This window comes from Natronomonas gomsonensis, from assembly GCF_013391635.1.
Taxonomy (GTDB): domain Archaea; phylum Halobacteriota; class Halobacteria; order Halobacteriales; family Haloarculaceae; genus Natronomonas; species Natronomonas gomsonensis_A.
In genome coordinates this window covers 1388388-1406290 of sequence record NZ_JACAWU010000002.1, presented here as the reverse complement: position 1 = coordinate 1406290, position 17903 = coordinate 1388388, and the positions used below count along the sequence as shown (strand labels likewise).

22 protein-coding genes are annotated in these 17903 nt (G+C 67.0%); 15 read left to right on the top strand and 7 right to left on the bottom strand.

Features of this window, described 5'->3' with window-relative positions; translation table 11 throughout:
• The first annotated feature begins 28 nt into the window (after nucleotides 1-28).
• Nucleotides 29-1039, top strand: coding sequence for a DUF1611 domain-containing protein (locus HWX69_RS15825; RefSeq protein ID WP_178918013.1), 1011 nt, complete (start codon nucleotides 29-31; stop codon nucleotides 1037-1039).
• Nucleotides 1036-2067, top strand: coding sequence for a dipeptide epimerase (locus HWX69_RS15820; RefSeq protein WP_178918012.1), 1032 nt, complete (start codon nucleotides 1036-1038; stop codon nucleotides 2065-2067). Before HWX69_RS15825 ends, HWX69_RS15820 begins: the two co-directional genes overlap by 4 nt.
• A gap of 7 nt (nucleotides 2068-2074) precedes the next feature.
• On the opposite strand, the gene HWX69_RS15815 is transcribed toward HWX69_RS15820, so the two are convergent.
• Complete coding sequence (locus HWX69_RS15815) at nucleotides 2075-3223, bottom strand: immunoglobulin-like domain-containing protein (RefSeq protein WP_178918011.1); 1149 nt, start codon at nucleotides 3221-3223, stop codon at nucleotides 2075-2077.
• A gap of 42 nt (nucleotides 3224-3265) precedes the next feature.
• On the bottom strand, nucleotides 3266-3571 hold the full coding sequence (locus tag HWX69_RS15810) for a ubiquitin-like small modifier protein 1 (protein WP_178918010.1): 306 nt from the start codon (nucleotides 3569-3571) through the stop codon (nucleotides 3266-3268).
• Nucleotides 3572-3679: 108 nt separating this feature from the next.
• On the opposite strand from HWX69_RS15810, the gene tgtA reads away from it, so the two are divergent.
• From tgtA to HWX69_RS15775, 7 genes are read left to right on the top strand one after another with little or no spacing between them, the layout of a single operon-like run.
• Entirely contained in the window at nucleotides 3680-5188 is a 1509-nt protein-coding gene (tgtA, locus tag HWX69_RS15805) for a tRNA guanosine(15) transglycosylase TgtA (protein WP_178918009.1), read from the top strand.
• Nucleotides 5189-5228: 40 nt separating this feature from the next.
• Nucleotides 5229-6983, top strand: coding sequence for an archaeosine synthase subunit alpha (gene arcS, locus HWX69_RS15800; RefSeq protein ID WP_178918008.1), 1755 nt, complete (start codon nucleotides 5229-5231; stop codon nucleotides 6981-6983).
• A 32-nt stretch (nucleotides 6984-7015) separates the two neighbouring features.
• Nucleotides 7016-7447 carry a hypothetical protein gene (locus HWX69_RS15795; protein ID WP_178918007.1) on the top strand — a complete coding sequence of 144 codons (432 nt, stop codon included), beginning with the start codon at nucleotides 7016-7018 and terminating at the stop codon, nucleotides 7445-7447.
• 55 nt (nucleotides 7448-7502) lie between these two features.
• Nucleotides 7503-7889, top strand: a complete 387-nt coding sequence (locus HWX69_RS15790) for a hypothetical protein (protein ID WP_178918006.1) — start codon at nucleotides 7503-7505, stop codon at nucleotides 7887-7889.
• A 23-nt stretch (nucleotides 7890-7912) separates the two neighbouring features.
• Nucleotides 7913-8194, top strand: coding sequence for a ubiquitin-like small modifier protein 1 (locus tag HWX69_RS15785; protein ID WP_178918360.1), 282 nt, complete (start codon nucleotides 7913-7915; stop codon nucleotides 8192-8194).
• On the top strand, nucleotides 8195-8455 hold the full coding sequence (locus tag HWX69_RS15780) for a hypothetical protein (protein WP_178918005.1): 261 nt from the start codon (nucleotides 8195-8197) through the stop codon (nucleotides 8453-8455).
• Nucleotides 8456-8812: a hypothetical protein gene (locus tag HWX69_RS15775; protein ID WP_178918004.1), complete on the top strand. Its 357-nt coding sequence runs from the start codon at nucleotides 8456-8458 to the stop codon at nucleotides 8810-8812.
• Here the strand turns inward: HWX69_RS15775 and HWX69_RS15770 are convergent.
• The 3 genes from HWX69_RS15770 to HWX69_RS15760 all read right to left on the bottom strand — a co-directional run bounded on the left by HWX69_RS15770 (nucleotide 8799) and on the right by HWX69_RS15760 (nucleotide 10486).
• Nucleotides 8799-9719 (bottom strand): alpha/beta fold hydrolase, encoded by a 921-nt coding sequence (locus HWX69_RS15770; RefSeq protein WP_178918003.1) that lies wholly within the window; start codon nucleotides 9717-9719, stop codon nucleotides 8799-8801. The genes HWX69_RS15775 and HWX69_RS15770 overlap by 14 nt on opposite strands.
• A 72-nt stretch (nucleotides 9720-9791) precedes the next feature.
• On the bottom strand, nucleotides 9792-10196 hold the full coding sequence (locus HWX69_RS15765; protein WP_178918002.1) for a DUF5778 family protein: 405 nt from the start codon (nucleotides 10194-10196) through the stop codon (nucleotides 9792-9794).
• 95 nt (nucleotides 10197-10291) lie between these two features.
• On the bottom strand, nucleotides 10292-10486 hold the full coding sequence (locus HWX69_RS15760; protein WP_156709831.1) for a cold-shock protein: 195 nt from the start codon (nucleotides 10484-10486) through the stop codon (nucleotides 10292-10294).
• 225 nt (nucleotides 10487-10711) lie between these two features.
• Between HWX69_RS15760 and uppS the strand changes: the two genes are divergently transcribed.
• Nucleotides 10712-11632 (top strand): polyprenyl diphosphate synthase, encoded by a 921-nt coding sequence (uppS, locus tag HWX69_RS15755; protein ID WP_178918001.1) that lies wholly within the window; start codon nucleotides 10712-10714, stop codon nucleotides 11630-11632.
• A gap of 93 nt (nucleotides 11633-11725) precedes the next feature.
• On the opposite strand, the gene HWX69_RS15750 is transcribed toward uppS, so the two are convergent.
• A complete protein-coding gene (locus tag HWX69_RS15750; RefSeq protein ID WP_178918000.1) occupies nucleotides 11726-12334 on the bottom strand; it encodes an undecaprenyl diphosphate synthase family protein in 609 nt (202 codons plus the stop codon).
• An 82-nt stretch (nucleotides 12335-12416) separates the two neighbouring features.
• Between HWX69_RS15750 and HWX69_RS15745 the strand changes: the two genes are divergently transcribed.
• Both HWX69_RS15745 and HWX69_RS15740 read left to right on the top strand, forming a co-directional pair.
• On the top strand, nucleotides 12417-13748 hold the full coding sequence (locus HWX69_RS15745; protein WP_178917999.1) for a DUF92 domain-containing protein: 1332 nt from the start codon (nucleotides 12417-12419) through the stop codon (nucleotides 13746-13748).
• Nucleotides 13745-14152: a GNAT family N-acetyltransferase gene (locus HWX69_RS15740; protein ID WP_178917998.1), complete on the top strand. Its 408-nt coding sequence runs from the start codon at nucleotides 13745-13747 to the stop codon at nucleotides 14150-14152. The genes HWX69_RS15745 and HWX69_RS15740 overlap by 4 nt, the downstream gene beginning before the upstream one ends.
• Here the strand turns inward: HWX69_RS15740 and dnaG are convergent.
• Nucleotides 14129-15478, bottom strand: a complete 1350-nt coding sequence (dnaG, locus tag HWX69_RS15735; RefSeq protein ID WP_178917997.1) for a DNA primase DnaG — start codon at nucleotides 15476-15478, stop codon at nucleotides 14129-14131. The two genes, HWX69_RS15740 and dnaG, sit on opposite strands and share 24 nt — an antisense overlap.
• A gap of 161 nt (nucleotides 15479-15639) precedes the next feature.
• On the opposite strand from dnaG, the gene HWX69_RS15730 reads away from it, so the two are divergent.
• The 3 genes from HWX69_RS15730 to HWX69_RS15720 all read left to right on the top strand — a co-directional run bounded on the left by HWX69_RS15730 (nucleotide 15640) and on the right by HWX69_RS15720 (nucleotide 17899).
• Nucleotides 15640-16029, top strand: a complete 390-nt coding sequence (locus HWX69_RS15730; RefSeq protein WP_178917996.1) for a tRNA-binding protein — start codon at nucleotides 15640-15642, stop codon at nucleotides 16027-16029.
• 104 nt (nucleotides 16030-16133) lie between these two features.
• The gene (locus tag HWX69_RS15725; protein WP_178917995.1) at nucleotides 16134-16370 is read left to right on the top strand and encodes a DUF3311 domain-containing protein; all 237 of its coding nucleotides are present in this window, start codon (nucleotides 16134-16136) and stop codon (nucleotides 16368-16370) included.
• Nucleotides 16367-17899: a sodium:solute symporter family protein gene (locus tag HWX69_RS15720; RefSeq protein WP_178917994.1), complete on the top strand. Its 1533-nt coding sequence runs from the start codon at nucleotides 16367-16369 to the stop codon at nucleotides 17897-17899. Before HWX69_RS15725 ends, HWX69_RS15720 begins: the two co-directional genes overlap by 4 nt.
• Nucleotides 17900-17903 lie beyond the last annotated feature (4 nt).

Sequence of the window (17903 nt, the reverse complement as noted above, 5' to 3'; positions counted from 1 at the left end):
ATACTCGCGGGTGGTGTCTTATCGGCGTATGCGCATCGCGATTCTCGCCCACGAGCAGTTCCCGGACCGCGCGAAAACGGCAGTCGGCATCCTCAGATACGGCGACGACGACGTCGTCGCGGTGCTGGACCGCGATTCGGTCGGAACGACCGTCTCCGACCACCTCCCCGATGTGGATTCCGAGGCCCCGGTCGTCGAAGGCGTCGACGACGCCCCGGAGTTCGACGCCCTGGTCGTCGGCATCGCGCCCATCGGCGGCGGTTTCGACGAGTCCTGGCGTCCGGACGTCCGCGGCGCTATCGAACGCGGCGCCGACGTAATCGCGGGCCTGCACTACTTCCTCGAAGACGACGAGGAGTTCGCCCGACTCGCCGACGAATACGGCGTCGAGTTACGCGACGTGCGCAACCCACCCGAGGACCTCACCGTCGCCGAAGGCGTCGCCCGCGACCTCGACTGCGAAATCGTCCTGACGGTCGGCACCGACTGCTCGACCGGGAAGATGACGACGACGCTCGAACTCGTTGAGGCCGCCCGCGAGGCCGGACTCGACGCCGGGTTCGTCCCGACTGGCCAGACGGGCATCATGATTGCCGGATGGGGCATTCCCATCGACCGCACCATCAGCGACTTCACCAACGGCGCCGTCGAGCGCATGCTGGTCGAGGCCGCCGACGACTACGACTACCTCTTCGTCGAGGGTCAGGGCTCGATTATCCACCCCGCCTACTCGGCGGTCACCTGCGGCATCCTCCACGGCGCGATGCCCGACCACCTCGTGTTGTGTCACGTCGCGGGCCGGGAGGCCATCCACGGCTACGAGTCGTTCCCGATTCCCGACCCCGGCGAAGTGGCGACCCTGTACGAAGACCTCGCCGAAGGCGTCGCGCCGACGGAACTCCTCGGCGGCGCGTTGAACACCTACGGTATGTCGCCCGAGGAGGCCGAGGCGGCCATCGACGAGTACGAGGACTCCATCGGCGTCCCGGCGGCCGACCCGGTCCGAGACGACGCCGCGAAAATCATCGAACAGCTATGAAGACCGATTTCGAGACCGTCGAGTTGCGGCTCGACGTGCCCTTCACAATCTCCCGCGGGACGACCGAGACGACCGAAAACGTCGTCGTCACGGTCGAGCACGGCGACGAAGTCGGATACGGCGCGGCCGCCCCCTCGCGACACTACGGCGAGACCACCGCCACCGTCGAGGCGCTGTTGCCGGAGTATCTCGACGCAATCGAGGCGGTCGGCGACCCGTTCGCTCGCCGCGAGATTCACGATCGGATGCTGTCGGTCGCCCGCGACAACCCGGCCGCCCGCGCCGCCGTCGACGTCGCGCTGTGGGACCTCGCGGGGAAACTGCTCGACCAGCCGGTGTACCGCCTGCTCGGCGCGTCGGCCGAAACCGAGCGTCCACCCACTTCCTTCACCGTCGGCATCGACGACACCGACGCGATGAAGCGCCGCGCCCGCGCGGCCGTCGAGTCGGGCTACCCTGTTCTGAAGGTGAAACTCGGCACCGACCGCGACCAGCGCATCATCGAGGCGATTCGCGCTGTCGCACCCGACGTGACCCTCCGGGTCGACGCCAACGAGGCGTGGACGCCGACCGAGGCGGTCCGCAACTGCGAGGCGCTGGCCGACTACGACGTCGAGTTCGTCGAACAGCCAGTTCCCGCGGAGAACCGCGAGGGCCTCCGATACGTCTCCGAGCGCTCGCCGCTCCCTATCGCCGCCGACGAGTCCTGTCTCACCGCCGTCGACGTGGCCGACGTGGCCGACCGCTGTGACATCGTCAACCTGAAACTGATGAAGACGGGCGGCATCACGCCCGCCGTCGAGGCGATTCACACCGCCCGCGCACACGGACTGGAGGTGATGTGTGGCTGTATGCTCGAGACGAACGCCGCCATCGCGGGGGCGACACACCTGCTGCCGTTGCTCGATTACGCCGACCTCGATGGGTCGCTGTTGCTGGAGTCGGACCTCTACGAGGGCGTTCCCGTCTCCGGAGGCCGATTCGACCTCGGTGCGGTCGAACGCGGGACGGGCGCTACGCCGCAGTGACGGCTGCTCAGGCCACGTCGAAGGCGACCGCCACCGCGCCGTCGCCGATGACGCCGAAGTACGCGAACCGATAGCGGCCGGCCGGCAGGTCGGGACACACCTCGAAGCGGTCGCCGCCGACGGCCTCCTCGGTCAACTCGATAGACCACTCGAAGCCTTCACCGGGGGCGTGGCCGATTGCCTCGTCGGTGTAGCCGAACGAGCTCTCCGAGCCGCCGCGGACGTCCTGCCAGCCGTCCTCGGTGTACACTTGGAGATTGAACTTCCGGTCGTTGCCGGTCGAGGCCTCTCGGTCGGTGACGTTCGTGAGCGTCATCTCGACGGTGTCGCCGCGCTCGTAACTCGTCTCCGCGACTCGAAGCGCGAACGTCGTCTCGCCGTCGGTCTCGAACTCGCCGTACTGCACGTCGTCTTCGTCGGCCCACTGCGGATGTCGCTCGAAGGCGTCGTCGTCACACGACAGCGGCGCGATGGGGTCGGCTTCACCATCGGGGCGAACGTACCCCGGCAGGTCCGCTGGGTCCGGCGACAGGGAGTCGTCGGCGCTCGCGGTGACCGTTTTCGTCTCGCCCCACCCGTCGGTGATGTCGAGGGCCGTCTCGGTGACCGGCACTCCGTCGAAGGTGATGCGAACGAGCGCCGACGGGAACGTCACCGCCTCTCCACAGGCTTCGTCGTCGCCGCTGGTGTCGACGGCCGAGGCCTCGCCGACGAGCGTATCCTCCTCGACGGCGAAACCGCCGGCGTCGAGTTCCGTGTAACAGGTGTTCGGGCCGACGGTGGCGACGAGCAACACGACGCTCTCCTCGTAGTCGACGCCGTCGAGGAATTCCCGGAGCGCCTGTCGGCGCGCCTCGGGGGCTTCGTGAAGCCGGACCACTGCATCTTGTCGCTTTTCGCTGTCGATGACGACGACGTGGCCCGTCGTCGACTCGTCGTACCACTCGGGTGCCGATTCCTCGATGCGGTACTGCTGGGTCTCGGTGTCGGTCACCGACGGTTCCGTGGGTGTTCCATCGGGGGTGTCGTCCGGCGTTCCGTCCGGGGTTCCGTTTCCATTTCCGTTTCCGTCGCCGAGTCCGTCGAGACAACCGGCGAGCGCGCCGACGAGGCCGGCGCCGGCGAGTCGGAGGGTCGTTCGTCTGTCGGGGGCCATACGCGACGCTACGGGGCCGACGGGGGAGTTCCTTGTGGAGGCTCAAACGGGTCTTTGAGCGACGCCACCGTCGCCGCCGCTAACCGGCGGGAACAACGCGAGTTCGTCGCCCGCTTCCAGCACCGTCTCGTGGCCCTCGTCGTTCACGAAGGGGTTGCGGTCGTTGCGGAGGACGCGGATGTGGTCGCGAATCTCACCCTCTTCGTCGAGCACCTCGTCTCGGAGTCCGGGATGTGCCTCCAGCAGTTGCTCGAAGGCGTCGCCGAACGTGTCGCCGGGGCCTGCCTCGACCGTGACACGTTTCGTGCCGGCGGCCTCGGCGAGGTTAGCGAACAGTCGCCATTCCATGGACGTGGGTCGGCGTGGCTCTCCCTTAGCGGTGTCGCCCGCGGACGACTCGTGTGGCGTGTCGACCGAACGCAACCCTTAGTGCCGTCGCTCGGCAACGGCGGTGTAATGCGCGACTCTTTCGAACTCCGGGACGGAGACGGCGCCGGCCGCATCGGCGAGCTCTCGGTCCCGCGGGCCGGCGTCACCGTCGAGACGCCCGCTCTCCTTCCGGTCATCAACCCCCACATCCGAACCATCGAACCCGCGGTACTCGAAGCCGAGTTCGGTGCGGACGTCCTCATCACGAACGGATACATTTTTTTCAAATCCGAGCAGTTCCGCGAGCGCGCCCTCGACGAGGGGCTCCACGACTTACTGGAGTTCTCGGGTGCCATCATGACCGACTCGGGGTCGTTCCAACTGTCGGAGTACGGTGAAATCTCGGTGACGAACGAGGAGATACTCCGGTTCCAACACGACATCGGCTCGGACATCGGCACGCCGATAGACATCCCGACGCCCCCCGATGTCGGCCGCGAGCAGGCCGAAGCCGACCTCGAAACGACACAGCAGCGACTGGAAGCCGCCGAAGCGGTCGACGTCGGCGAGATGCTCGTCAACGCGCCGGTCCAGGGGTCGACGTACCCCGACCTGCGGGAGGCCGCCGGCGCCCACGCCGCGGGCACCGACCTCGACGTGTTCCCCGTCGGTGCGGTCGTGCCGCTGATGAACAGTTATCGGTACGCCGAGATGGTCGAGGTCGTCCTCGCCGCGAAACGCGGCCTCGGGGTCGACGCGCCCGTCCATCTCTTCGGCGCCGGCCACCCGATGATGTTCGCCCTCGCCGTCGCGGCAGGGTGTGACCTCTTCGATTCCGCCGCCTACGCGCTGTATGCCCGCGACGACCGCTATCTCACCGTCTCCGGAACCGAACACCTCGAGGACCTCGATTACCTCCCGTGTGCGTGTCCGGTGTGTGCCGAACACACTCCCGAGAGCCTCCGGGCGACCGACGCCGACCGCCGCGAGGAACTGCTCGCCCGGCACAACCTCCACGTCAGTTACCGTGAGTTGCGGACCGTCAAACAGGCGATTCGGGACGGCAATCTCTTGGAACTCGTCGAACGCCGCGCCCGCGGGCATCCGGCGATGGTCGACGGCTACCGGGCGCTGCTGGACGGCGCCGACCAACTGGAAGCCCACGACCGCGTCTCGAAGGGGACGTTCTTCCATCTCTCGGCGGACTCGGCCCGCCGCCCGGAGGTCCGGCGGCACCACGACCGACTGTCGCGGCTCGCCGTCGACGGCGACCGCGTCCTGCTGTCGGAGGGCGACGACAACAGCCGCTTCGATACGACGTGGCGGCTGCAGGCCCCGTTCGGCCCGTATCCGCCGGCGCTGTCGGACAGCTACCCGCTGACCGCCGAGATCCCCGAGCGCCTCGACCCCGCGGCCTACGAGGCCGCCGCCGAGGGAGTCCGGCGACTCGCCGCGGCCAATCCCGATACGGAGTTCTGGGTCGGTCACTGGGAGTGGCCCGAGACGGCACTCGCGGCGCTGCCGGAGTCGGTCGGAACCGTCCAGTTGGGCGACGACAGCACGATACCGGCATGGATGGACAACGAGGCGGAGTGAGACCGAAGGAGGGTTACCCACCGGCCGACGAAGGGCGTCTATGACCGACTACTTCGAAGTTCACGAGCGCGATGCCGCCGCCCGCCGCGGCGAGTTGCGCCTCGCGGACGCCGTCTCGACGCCGGCTCTCGTCGACGAGTTCGTCGACGATTCGGGCAGTCGCTGGCACGAGGCTCGCGAGTTGCCCGACGGTGACGACGCGCGGTTGACGATTCTTCCCCATCGGGCGCTGCCGCCGGGCACCGAACCGCCGGTCGCCGAAGCCTTCTCGGGGGAATATCCCGATGTCGACTACCCCAGCGCCGCCGTCGTTTCGCCGGAGACGGCCGTCGACCACGGGGCCGACGCCTACGTCCTCGCCGGCAGCCCCGGGTACGCCGGCCACGCAGAGGCGTTCGTCGAGGCAGTGCTGTCGGTTCGGCAGGCCGTCCCCGACGACACCGCACTGTATCTGTCCGGCGTCGCGACGCCGGCCAACGCCGCCGTCCTCGTCTATTCGGGTATCGACCTGTTAGATGAGAAGCGCGCGAGAGCGCGCGGTCTGGAGGGGTTCTACCTCTCGACAGACGGCGAGGCGTTCCTCGAGGACCTCGATGAGTTGCCGTGTCCGTGTGAGGCCTGCCGAAAGCCCGTCTCGGAGTTCACCCGGGCCGACTGCGCCGACCACAACGCCAACGCCCTGCGTGCGGAACTCGCCCGCGTCCGCCACCGGATTTCGGAGGGCCGATTGCGCGATTACGTCGAGGGACAGGCCCGCCACGAGGCGTGGCTGACGGCGACGTTCCGCCGCCTCGACCAGCAGTACGGCTACCTCGAAGCACGGACGCCCGTATTCCGGCGCAACGAGTTGCTCGCGGCGACCGACGACGCCCTCCGCCGCGTCGAGATTCAGCGCTTCGCCGACCGCGTGACGAGTCGCTACCGCAGGCGTCTCGACGCGCCGCTCGTGCTCGTCCCCTGTTCGGCCCGGAAACCCTACAGCGACTCCCAGAGCCACAAGCAGTTCTCCGAGGCCATCAAGTACCGCGGTCACGTCGTCTCGATGACCTCTCCCATCGGCGTCGTCCCGAACGAACTGGAGACGACCTACCCAGCCCAACACTACGACAGCGTGGTGACGGGCAACTGGACGGAGACGGAAATCGAGTTCGTCGCCGCCGTCTTAGAGCGGTACCTCGAACGCGCCGACTACGACCGCCACATCGCCCACGTCCCCGGCGAGGGGTACCGCGAAATCTGTGAGCGGGTCGCCGATTCGCTGGACATCGACTTCGAGTACACCGTCGAGGACCACCCGACGACCGACGCCTCCCTCGACAACCTCGCCGCGGCGCTGGAGGGCGAGGACAGCTACTACAAGAGCGAACGCGAGGCGGCGACGGTGCGAGCCATCGCGGACTTCCAGTTCGGCGACGGCGCCGGCGACGAGGTGTTCGGCCCCGAGGTCGAAACCGAGAGCTACTACCCGAAACTCCGGGTCGTCGACACCGAGGGCGAACTGCTGGCGACGCAGGTCGCCCAGTACGGTACGCTCTCGTTGACGCTGGCCGGCGCCCGGGCGTGGCTCGACAGCGACGCACCGACCAAGCGGGTCGAAATCGACGCCTTCGTTCCCAGCGGAAGCGTCCTCGCGCCAGGCGTCGTCGACGCCGACGACTCGATTCGGCCGGGCGACGAAGTCGTCTTCGAGGGGCCGAAGGCCTTCGGTATCGGGCGGGCGGCCTCTCACGGTACGGCGATGGTCGAAGGCACACGCGGCGTCGCCGTCGACGTACGTCACTGCGAAGAGCCATAGGTTTCTTTTCGGCGGGTGTCGGGAATGGTGGTATGGACCGCCCTGCCCTCCTCGCAGTTCCGGTCGCAGTCGTATCGGCACTCGTCGTCCCGTTGCGGAGTCTCGTCGCCTTCCAGTCGCTTCGTGAGGTCGTCGACTTGACCGTCCTGTCGTTGCTCGCTCGGCCGCTCTGGATGACGCTCGCCATCGTCGGACTCGCCGCCGTCGGATACGCGTACGGTACGGTGAGTCCCCGCGAGAAGCCGACGGTCGTCCTTGCCGTCGCGTCGCTGTCGGCGCTGGTCGGCGTCGCCGTCGGACTCCTCGTCGTCAGTTTCGGAACCGAGGCGACTGTGGCCGGTCGCGGGGGCCCTCTCGCCGAAGTCGGGCTTCTCGGCGGGTACGCGGTACTGGATGCGGCCCTATTCGGCATGCTCGCCCTCGGCGGGTACGCACTCACCTTCGAGACGGGTCGGTCGGAATAGTTCGCCCGACGCAGGCGCCGGCCACCTTTTTACTGTCGTGGCACCACCACGCCGTATGGACGAGATTTCGCTCGGCGTCCCACAGCCACTTCTCGACTCGCTTCCGGAGGACGGACAGGCTGCCGCACAGGACATGCAACGAGCCGTCGAGGGGTACGAACAGCGCCTCAACGGCGCCATCGAGGAAGCCGACGACGACGCCGAAGCCGCGAGTCGCGCGCTCGACCTCATCGAACACTTCGACGCCCGCCGCGAGCGCTTCGACGAGTTCGTCCCCGAACTCCGGGCGTGGGGACAGTCGCCTATCTTCGCCATCGCGTGGCGGAACCTGTATGCGGACCTCGTCGCCCAACTGTACGAATACGAGTGGCTGGCGGCACAACTCGACCGCGAACGCAACGCTCGCCTCGTCGAAGACGGCATCCGACTCTCTGATTTATGAGTGAGACGGACCAACGGCGAGGCATGAACATCGAGTTGCGGTTCTTCGCGACGTTCCGGAAGGCGGTTGGTCAGAAAGTCGTCGAACGGGAGTACGACGACGACGCCACGGTCGGCGACGTGCTCGCGGCAATCGAATCGGAGTGGCCGGAACTCGTCGGCGAAATCCTCGACGACGACGGCGACATCCAGCCACAGTTGAGCATCCTGAAGAACGGCCGCGAGGTGGTTCACATCGACGGCACCGAGACGGAATTGGACGACGGCGACCGGCTGAGCGTCTTTCCGCCAGTGGCGGGTGGATAGATGCAGGAGACACGGCAGTTCCGCGGCATCTCGAAGCGGTTGGCCGCGAACTATCTGGAGAACCTCGGGGGCGCCCGAACCGACGAGAGCGGTGACCGCATCGAGGGCGACGGCTGGCACGCCGACCTCTCCGAGGAGAAAGTCGACGTCGTCGGATCGATAACGCTGACCGAAGTGACCGTCGACTTCGAAGGTGACGACGAGACGCTGGAACCGCTCATCGAGGACTTCGCCCGCAAGGCGATTCGTGCGGGTGGATAGATGGCGGGCGGTCCGCTACAGGGCAACGCCCTCGTCGTCGCGGCCGCGAAAGCCTCCGTCTCCGGTGAAGCGCTCCCAGACCTCGTCGACCGCGCCCAAACGCACCTCGGGGCTCGACTCCCCGACTACGGCCGACGCTACGAATGCGTCCACGAGGACGAATCGACGGCTGTCTTCCTCACAAGCGAGGGCCACTGGGCGGATGTGGGCGAGGCGTTGGACCTCACCGACCGCGAGTGGAAGGCGATTCGCCGCGCTCACGCCGAACACCTGAAACGACTCGGTGACGACCTCGACCGCCGTCAAGAGTTCGAGACAGCACTGGAGGTGCGGGAGGCCGTCGTCATCGGGAAATGAACGCCTCGATGTCGGCGCCCGTCCGCTCGGGGTACTCGGCGTGGAGCCAGTGACTCGCCTCCGGATAGTGTTCGACCGTCACGTCGTCGAGTTCTCGCTGGATGACGTTGGGGATGTGCCCGCCGAGTGCGCGGTCGCGTTCGCCCCACAGCAGTAGCGTCTCGGCGCCGACGCGTCGGCCGGCATCCCACCGGTTTCGCCACAGTCGCTGGACGTTCTCCCGGCCGAACGCCCGGTAGTAATCGAGCATCGCCCGAATCGCACCCTCCCGGCGCCACGCCCTCCGGTACGTCGCGATATCCTCCTCTGTGTAGGCGTCCGGAACGACCGGGTCCTCACGGAACAGTCGTTCGAGCAACGCGAAGTCGTTGGCCGAAAGCAACCGCTCGGGAATCGCGGGTAACTGGAAGAAGCCGGCGTACCACGACCGAAGCGCCTGCCTGAGCGTGAACTGCCCCTCGAAGGCCCCGGGATAGGGTGCGTTGAGGACGACCAGTCGGTCGAGGACCTCGGGTCGCTGGAGGGCGGTCCCGAAGGCGACGACGCCGCCCCAGTCGTGGCCGACGACGTGGGCCGTCTCGTGGCCGGTCGTCCGTATCAGTCCCGCCACGTCCTCGGTTACTGCTTCGAGTCGGTACTGTCGGACTTCGTGGGGCTTCTCCGAGCGATTGTAGCCGCGCAGGTCGGGAACGACGACGTGGAACGACTCGGCGAGGCGCTCGACGTGTCGCCGCCACGCCCACCAGCACTCCGGAAACCCGTGAAGTAAGACGACCGCTGGGGCCTCGGGGTCGCCCACGGTGACGTAGTGGAGGTCGACGCTGCTGACGTCCGCGATTCGGTGGCTCCAGCCACGTTCGTCGGTCCACTCGTCCCGTCCGTCCCGTCGGAGTGCCGGCTGGCTCATACACGTCCTTGGGCGGCCGGACGCTTGAGACCCGTGTTCGGCGCATTCCTTCGCCGGTTTTCCGACGCTCGCCTACTCGCCCTCGACGCCGGTGGCATCGAAGCCGAGTTCCTCGACGCCCTCGACGATGGCCGTCTGGTCGGCGTCGGCCTCGTAGTAGAACACCACGTCGTAGGTGCCGTCGCGGACGAGCTGTTGGCACTCCCAGACGAACTCCTCGTCCTCGAGGGTCAGTCCCTGATGTTGGTTGACGCCGAAGCGGTCGTCGTCGTTGCCGGAGTAGACGAAGGTGTCCGTTGGGTCGATGCCGGCGGCTTCGGCGATGATGTCGCCGATGTCGAGGGTGGCCTGATGGAGCGTCGGCTCCTCCTCGCCGGTCAACTCGGTCCGGACGATGACGCCGTTCAGTTGGATGTCTCCGGGTTCGAGCAGCGCCTTCGTCCGCTGATAAAGGTCGTCGTCGATAGCGTCTGCCATTGAGAAAGCAGAGGCTATCGAGGGTAATACAGGTCACGGTCCGCGCCGAAGCCCGCACCGCACCGAAGTCGTAAACGCTGTGCCTGTGTGCCGTCTTACAGACGGGTCAGATTCTTCGCGCGCGGGCCCTTCTCGGCCTCCTCGATGTCGAACTCGACTTCCTGCCCCTCCTCGAGGTCAGGACCGCCGACGTCCTCCATGTGGAAGAACACGTCTTCGTCCGCGTCGTCAGTTTCGATGAATCCGTAGCCGCCAGTGTCGTTGAAGAAGTCAACCGTACCAGTCGCCATTGCAACTGACGGGATGACGTGGGTGCATAAAAAGGCTGCGGCTACATGATTGTGAATCGACTGTTTTTGGTGGTGATTTGCCCTGAACTGCCCGTAAATTCGGTCGTTCGGTCTGTGGCGGGCCGTTTATTGCCGGGTGCCGACACTCGGAGTCGTCTGTGCCGGCCGGCGCGCGCCGGCCGGACCAACAACACTCATTTGCCTGGGTGCCTTCGACTCAGACAGATGAGAGGTCCCCGTCGGCTCCTGGAAGCCGCCTACGAGCGCGTCTTGGAGCGAGAAGTGTCCGGTGCCCCGTCCCACGTCGCGGTCATTCAGGACGGCAACCGTCGGTACGCCGAAAAGCAGGGCGAAGCGAAGACCGAAGGTCACAGAGCGGGCGCCGACACAACCGAGTCCGTGCTGCGGTGGTGTGCGGACCTCGGCGTCGAGGAGTTGACGCTGTACACGTTCTCGACGGAGAACTTCGAGCGCCCGCCGGAGGAACGCGAGGCGCTGTTCGACCTCATCACCGAGAAACTCCGAACGTTCGCCGACCGCGAGGAGGTCCACGACCGCGAGGTCCGCATCCGCGCCATCGGCGAGGTCGAGCGGCTCCCGCCGCGCGTCCGTGAGGCCGTCGACTACGCCGAATCCCGGACCGAACAGTACGACGAACTGTACCTGAACGTCGCCTTGGCCTACGGCGGCCGCGCGGAACTGCTCGGGGTGGCCCGCGACATCGCTCGCGAAGCCGCCGCCGGCGAGTTGGATCCCGAGTCGGTCTGCGTCGAAGAAATCGAGCGCCGGATGACCGCCCGTCCCACCCGTGCGGTCGACCTCATCATCCGCACCGGCGGCGACGAGCGCACCTCGAACTTCCTGCCGTGGCACGCCAACGGCAACGAGGCGGCCGTCTACTTCTGTACGCCATACTGGCCGGAGTTCTCCCGCGTGGACCTCCTGCGTGCGGTCCGGACCTACGAGTCGAGACAGGAGTCGTGGCGCCGGACGCGCGCCCAGCGTGCGGCCGCGCTGTTGCGCGCCGTCGGTGACGTAGAACTCCAGGAGGCCCGCCGCGTCATCGGTCGGTTCCGCGATTCGCTGCCCGATGGCGAACTCGACGACATCGAGGAGGCCGGCGAGGCCGACCCATCGGTCGAGTGAACGACGTGTTTCGGGCGGTCCGCCGCGCTCACCGCTCGGCCCGTCGCGTCACTCGCTTCGCTCGCGCCGCGAGGGTTGGAAGACTCGCTGCCTTCATCGTCCAAATCGTCTCTGCCGCTCCTGATACTCCCGAACAGCACGCAGGAAGTCCCGCCGCCGGAAGTCACGCCAGTTCACGTCGGTGAAGTGCAACTCGGAGTAGACGGACTGCCAGATGAGGAAATCCGAGAGCCGTTCGGCGCCGGTCTTGATGACGAGGTCCGGCGGCGTCCGGAAGACGAGATGGCGCTCGATTTCGGCCTCGTCGATGTCCTCGGGGTCCAACTCGCCGGCAGCGGCGTCTTCGGCGATGTTTCGGACGGCGGCGGCGAACTCCTCGCGGCCGCCGAGGCCGATGGACACTTGCACGGGCGCGTCGGCGGCGTCGTCGGCGTCGGGGCCACGGACGGCGACCGTCCTCGGACTCTCCAACTCCGAGAGCGCGTTCCGAAGCGTCGGGACGGCAGCCTTGTCGAGGACGCTCACGTAGATGAGCACCTCCTCGACGCCGGTCTCGAAGGCCCACTCCAGAAACGCCGAGAGGGTGTCGTAGGCGCCCCGTTCGAGCAGGTCGTGTTCGGTGATGACGAGTGCGACCCGCTCGGGAACGGCCGCGTCGCTGAGACGGATTCGCGTCGCGAGATACCGGTCGTACAGTCCCACGTCCGCGTGTTCTCGCCGAGGCGCCTGAACGTGTCGGTCCACCTTCGGGAAGGTTAAGTGGGCGACGGCGGAATCTCGGGGCGTGACTGGCGACGTACGTCGGGCCGGCGGCTACTTCCTCGTCGGAGCGCTGTCGCTTATCGCTCCGGTGTTAGACGGCGCCACCAGCAGTCGGCTCGCCGCCATCACGACCGTCGCCCCCTTCGCGTTCGTCGCCGCCGTGGCGCTGGTATCGACACGAGGCCCGCTGTTCGAACTGTTCGCCCGCGACAGCGACCGCAAGGAGGGCCGGCTGTACGGCCTCGCCTCCTTCGCCCTTGCGGTCGCCGGTCTCGCCGTGTTGCTCGTCGGTTTCGAGTTGCCGACGGCGGCGTTCGTCGCGTCGGTGTTCGTCCTCACGACTGGCAACCTCGGACAGATGCTCGTCGCGACCCGTCTGCTGAACCCGTTCGTCCTCGTCTCGGCGTTCGTCGTCTCGGGGATGGCCGGAGCCATCGGGTCGATTTTCCTCGCCGGTACCCTCGGCGCCGCGACGCCGTCGCTCCCGTTGGCGACGTTCTTCGCGGCTAGCGGCGCGCTGTTGGCGGCGCTCATCCGGTCGGCGCTACACATTCGCGACGACTCGCTCGTGTTGCTCTCGACGGGACTCGTCATCTGGTTCCTGCTCGAACTGGGTCTGGAGGCGACGACGTCGTCGACGCAAATCGCCGTCGGGCTCGGACTCACCGTCCTGCTCGGCGGCCTCGCCTACGGACTCGGAACCGCCTCGATTACCGGCATGCTCACCGGGGTGTTGCTCGCGCTGTTCGCCGTCGTCCTCGGGGGCTACGGCTGGTTCGTCCTCCTCATGACGTTCTTCGGCGTCGGCGGCCTCGCCTCGAAGTACCGCTACGACGAGAAACTCGAACGCGGCATCGCCCAGGAGAACGAGGGCGCCCGCGACAGCGGGAACGTCCTCGCGAACTCGGCGGTCGCGTTGGTCGCCGTCGCCGCCTACGCTGGCGCGCTCCACGTCAACATGGACGCCTCCGTATTCCGGTTTGCCTTCGCCGGCGCGGTGGCCGCGGCGCTGGCCGACACCCTCTCCAGTGAGTTCGGCGGCCTCTTCGACAACCCGCGACTTATCACGACGTTCGAACGCGTTGAGGCGGGCACCGACGGTGGCGTCACGTGGCAGGGCGTCGTCGCCGGCCTCGTCGGCTCCGGCTGTATCGCCGGCCTCGGCGCGCTGTTCTTCGGCCTCGGCGTTCCCGGTACTGCGACGATTCTCGCCGCCGGGTTCGTCGGCATGACCGTCGACAGCATCCTCGGGGCGACGCTCGAAGGCGGTCGCCTCGACAACCAGAGCGTCAATCTGCTGGCGACGCTGTCGGCGGGGCTGGTCGCCGGGGCAGCGGGGCTCGTGGTCCTGTGATTCGGCCGATAGTCCCGGCCGACGAATCGGCTGTCCGGTCGTTGCAGTCGAATCTCTCCTACGCCGACTCACAGTTAATCGACGCCGCCATCGACGGCCCGTTCGTCGGCCGGGTCGCCGTCCACGAGGGGAGCGTCGTCGGCTACGCTATCGCACTTCCCGGCGAGGAGACGACGCTCTCGGAGTTGGTCGTCGCCGCCGATTTCCGTCGACACGGATATGGTCGAGCGCTGGTCGATGCGATCGCGGAGGTGTCGGGCGCCGACCGAACGGTCGTCACGACGCCGGCGGAAAACGAGGGGGCCGAACGCTTCTATCGCGCCATCGGGTTCGCGGTCAGAGAGCGATTGCCGTCGTTTTACGCCGACGGCACGGACGCACTACGCCTCGTTCGCGGCGAGTAACGCGTCGGCGGTTCTGACCCGGACGCTCGTCGGCTGTTTGACGAACTCGCCGGTCGAGGCGGCGACCACCTGGTCGACGCCCCGCTGGGCGGCCACGTCGAGAAGCCGCTGGTCCAGTTCACCGTCGACGACGACGGCGGTGGGCACCGTCTCGGCGTCGACCAGACAGTCGAAGGCGTCCGCCGCGGGGCACTCCTCGACCGCTCGAAAGTCGGCATCCAGCAGTCTGGCGCGGCCGCTCTCGTCGCCGATGATTTCACGGACGTGCCCGCGAAGCGTTCCGGGGTCGCTGTCGTCGTCGCTTTCAGTCGCCGTCGCTTCGGATTCTTCGGGTTCGGTCGTCTCGATGTCGGCCGTCGCATCGGTGTCGGCCGTCGCATCGGTGTCGGCCGTCGGCTCCTCGGCGGAGGCTTCGGCCGACGCGTCGACCGCGGCGGTTCCGTTGTTCGTCGGACCGGACGGCTCGATTGAGGATGACGACTCGACGCCCGGTGTCTCGGGGGGACTCTCCGCTTCGGCAGCCTCGATGGCTTGTTCGTGGGGGACTTTCTCCCGAAGCGCGGCCATCACTTCGTGGCGCGCGAGGTCCTCTACGCACTTGCCCTCCGGCGCGAAGGCAACGTAGTCGATGTCGCCGACCTGCGACAGTTCCTTCCTGATGAGTTCGCCGCCGCGGTCGCCGTCGAGGAAGACGGTGACGGTCTTCGATTCGGTCAATTCGGCGACTGCGTCGGGGACGTTCGTCCCCTCGACGGCGATGGCGTTCTTGATGCCGTACCGGAGCAGCGTGAGCACGTCGGCCCGTCCCTCGACGACGACGATGGCGTCGGAGTCGGCGACGCGGGGGCCGGCCGGGAGGCCCTCGTATTCGGTGATGTCCTCGACGCGGACGGCCTCTCGGACCTCCTCGACGAGGTCACGGCTGGAGCGGACCGTATCGTCGAACGCCTCGCCGAACAGCGCCTTCGCGCGCTCGACCACTTCCCGGCGCTTGGCGGCGCGGACGTCCTCGATTTTTCTGACCTCGATGGTCGAGCGACACGGGCCGACGCGGTCGATAGTCTCCAGCGCCGCCCCGAGGATGGCCGTCTCGACCTGGTCGAGGCTGGTCGCGATGGTGATGCGGCCGAACGACTGGCCGTTCTGGGAGTCTATTTCGACGTCGATGCGGCCGACTTTCGAGGAGTCCTGTAACTCCCGGAGGTCGAGTTCGTCGCCAAGCAAGCCTTCGGTCTGCCCGAAGACCGCCCCCACGACGTCGGAGCGCTCGACCACTCCGTCGGCGGTGATGTCCGCGTGAACGAGATATTTGGCTGTGTCCTGCATTGATGAACTGCCCGTCGCCGGGCGTGGATGGTGATGGTGAATCCATGAGCGAACTCATGGGTATATAAATTACGCCGACACGCGTATATAAACCTGCGGACGGACTCGGGCTTTGGCTAGCCTCCGGGACCGTTTATGTACGTCCACGACGACGGCGGCGTATGGGTATCGACGAACCCGACATCGACCCGACGGCGTTCCTCGAGGACGTGGAGATGCGCATCGGCGAAATAACGAGCGTCGAACCGTTCCCCGAGGCCCGAAAGGACGTGTACAAACTCGAAGTCGACTTCGGCTCCGAGACGCGACAGTCGGCGGCCGGGCTCACCGACCTCTATGACCCGGATGACCTCCTCGGTCAACAGGTCGTCGCCGTCGTCAACCTCGGGACGGTGAACATCGCGGGCTTCGAGAGTCAGTGTCTCGTCACCGGCGTCGACAGCGCGGGACACGGTCCCGCGGAGAGTCGGACGGAGTCCGACGACGGCGACGGGAGCGTCGTCCACCTCCAACCCGAACGCGACGTGCCGAACGGGACGCGCGTGTACTGATTGCCGTCGGCCTCCGGCTGATGAAGAGGATTCTTCTTCGATACTGGCCATTGTCGAACGATTAGCAACATTTAGGCGTGCGGGTCGGTAAGGAGTGTCAACCAATGGTCTCGACAGCGGAGAAATACGGTTGGGCGGTCGTATTTGCGCTGCTGGTTACGTTCGCCATCCCGTGGTTCCTGTGGGGCGACAGTCGCATGGCGCTCGGATTGCCGGTGTGGCTGTGGTGGCATATCGGCTGGATGGTGCTGGCGTCGGTAGCCTTCTGGACGTTCGCGAACCGCGCGTGGGGTATCGGTATCACCGATACCGACGGCACTACGACGGGTGACCGCGCATGACTGCGACGCTGCAACTCGGCATCATCGTCGCCTACCTGTTCATCGCGTTGGGCGTCGGCCTGCTCGCCTACCGCCTCACGGAGCGTACCGCCGAGGACTTCTATCTCGCCAGTCGCACCTTCGGCACCGTCGTGTTGTTGTTTACCGTGTTCGCGACGCTCTTGTCGGCCTTTACCTTCTTTGGCGGACCCGACACGTCGTACGCCTTCGGCCCCGAGTGGATTCTCGTCATGGGCCTGATGGACGGTATCATCTTCGCGGTGCTGTGGTACGTCGTCGGCTACAAGCAGTGGCTCCTCGGCCAGCGACACGGCTACGTGACGCTGGGGGAGATGCTCGGCGACCGCTTCGGGTCCACCGGCGTTCGGGCCCTCGTCGCCGTCGTCTCACTGTTCTGGCTGTTCCCCTACGTCATGCTCCAGCAAATCGGCGCCGGCGGGGCGCTGTCGGCGCTCACCGGCGGCGCCTTCCCCTTCTGGGCCGGCGCGACGCTCATCACCGCGTTCATGATACTGTACGTCGTGTTGGCGGGGATGCGCGGTATCGCCTGGACTGACACCTTACAGGGTGCGTTCATGCTGGTGATGGTGTGGGCGGCGGCGCTGTGGGTGCTCTTGGCCGTCGACGGCGGCCTCACCACCATCAACGCCGGCCTCGAAGCCACTCGGCCGGAGTTCTTCGCGCTGGGAAGTGACTTCTACACGCCCGCGAACATGCTCACCTTCGCCATCTCCATCGCCTTCGGCGTCGCCATGTTCCCGCAGGTGAACCAGCGGTTCTTCGCAGCGTCCTCCGAGACCGTCCTCAAACGCTCCTTCGCGCTGTGGCCCGTCCTCGTCTTATTGCTGTTCGTCCCCGCGTTCCTGCTCGGGACGTGGGCGACGGGCCTCGGCCTCGAAGCGGACATCGGCGCCGGCGAGAGCATCCTGCCGGTCATCCTCGGCGAGTACACGCCGGCGTGGTTCGCGGCGCTGGTCATCGCCGGCGCCATCGCCGCGATGATGTCGTCGTCGGACTCGATGCTGCTGTCGGGGTCGTCGTACTTCACCCGCGACATCTATCGGCCGGTCGTCGACGCCTCGCTGTCGGAGCGCCGCGAGGACCTCCTGGCCCGCGTCGGCGTGGCCGTCTTCGCTATCGCCGCACTCGCGGCGAGCATCTGGGCCGAGGCCGGTGCCTTCGGCGCCGACTCGGTCGGGTCGATTCTCGTCACCATCGGCGATCTCGCCTTCGGCGGGTTCGCCCAACTGGCGCTGCCCGTCATCCTGGCGCTGTACTGGCGGCGCACGACACGGGGCGGCATCGTCGCGGGCATCCTCGTCCCGCAGGTCGTCTACGTCGCGTTCAACTTCCTTCCGGAAGTGCCGCTCGGCCCCGTGACGCTCTTTACGGACACCTACTTCGGCTGGGGGGTCTCCATCTACTGTATGGTTCTCGGACTGCTCGTCACGGTGGCCGTCTCCACCGTCACCGCCCAGTCGCCCGACGAGGACACAGACCTGTACTTCGAGGGCCTGAGCGCCGATTGAAAAA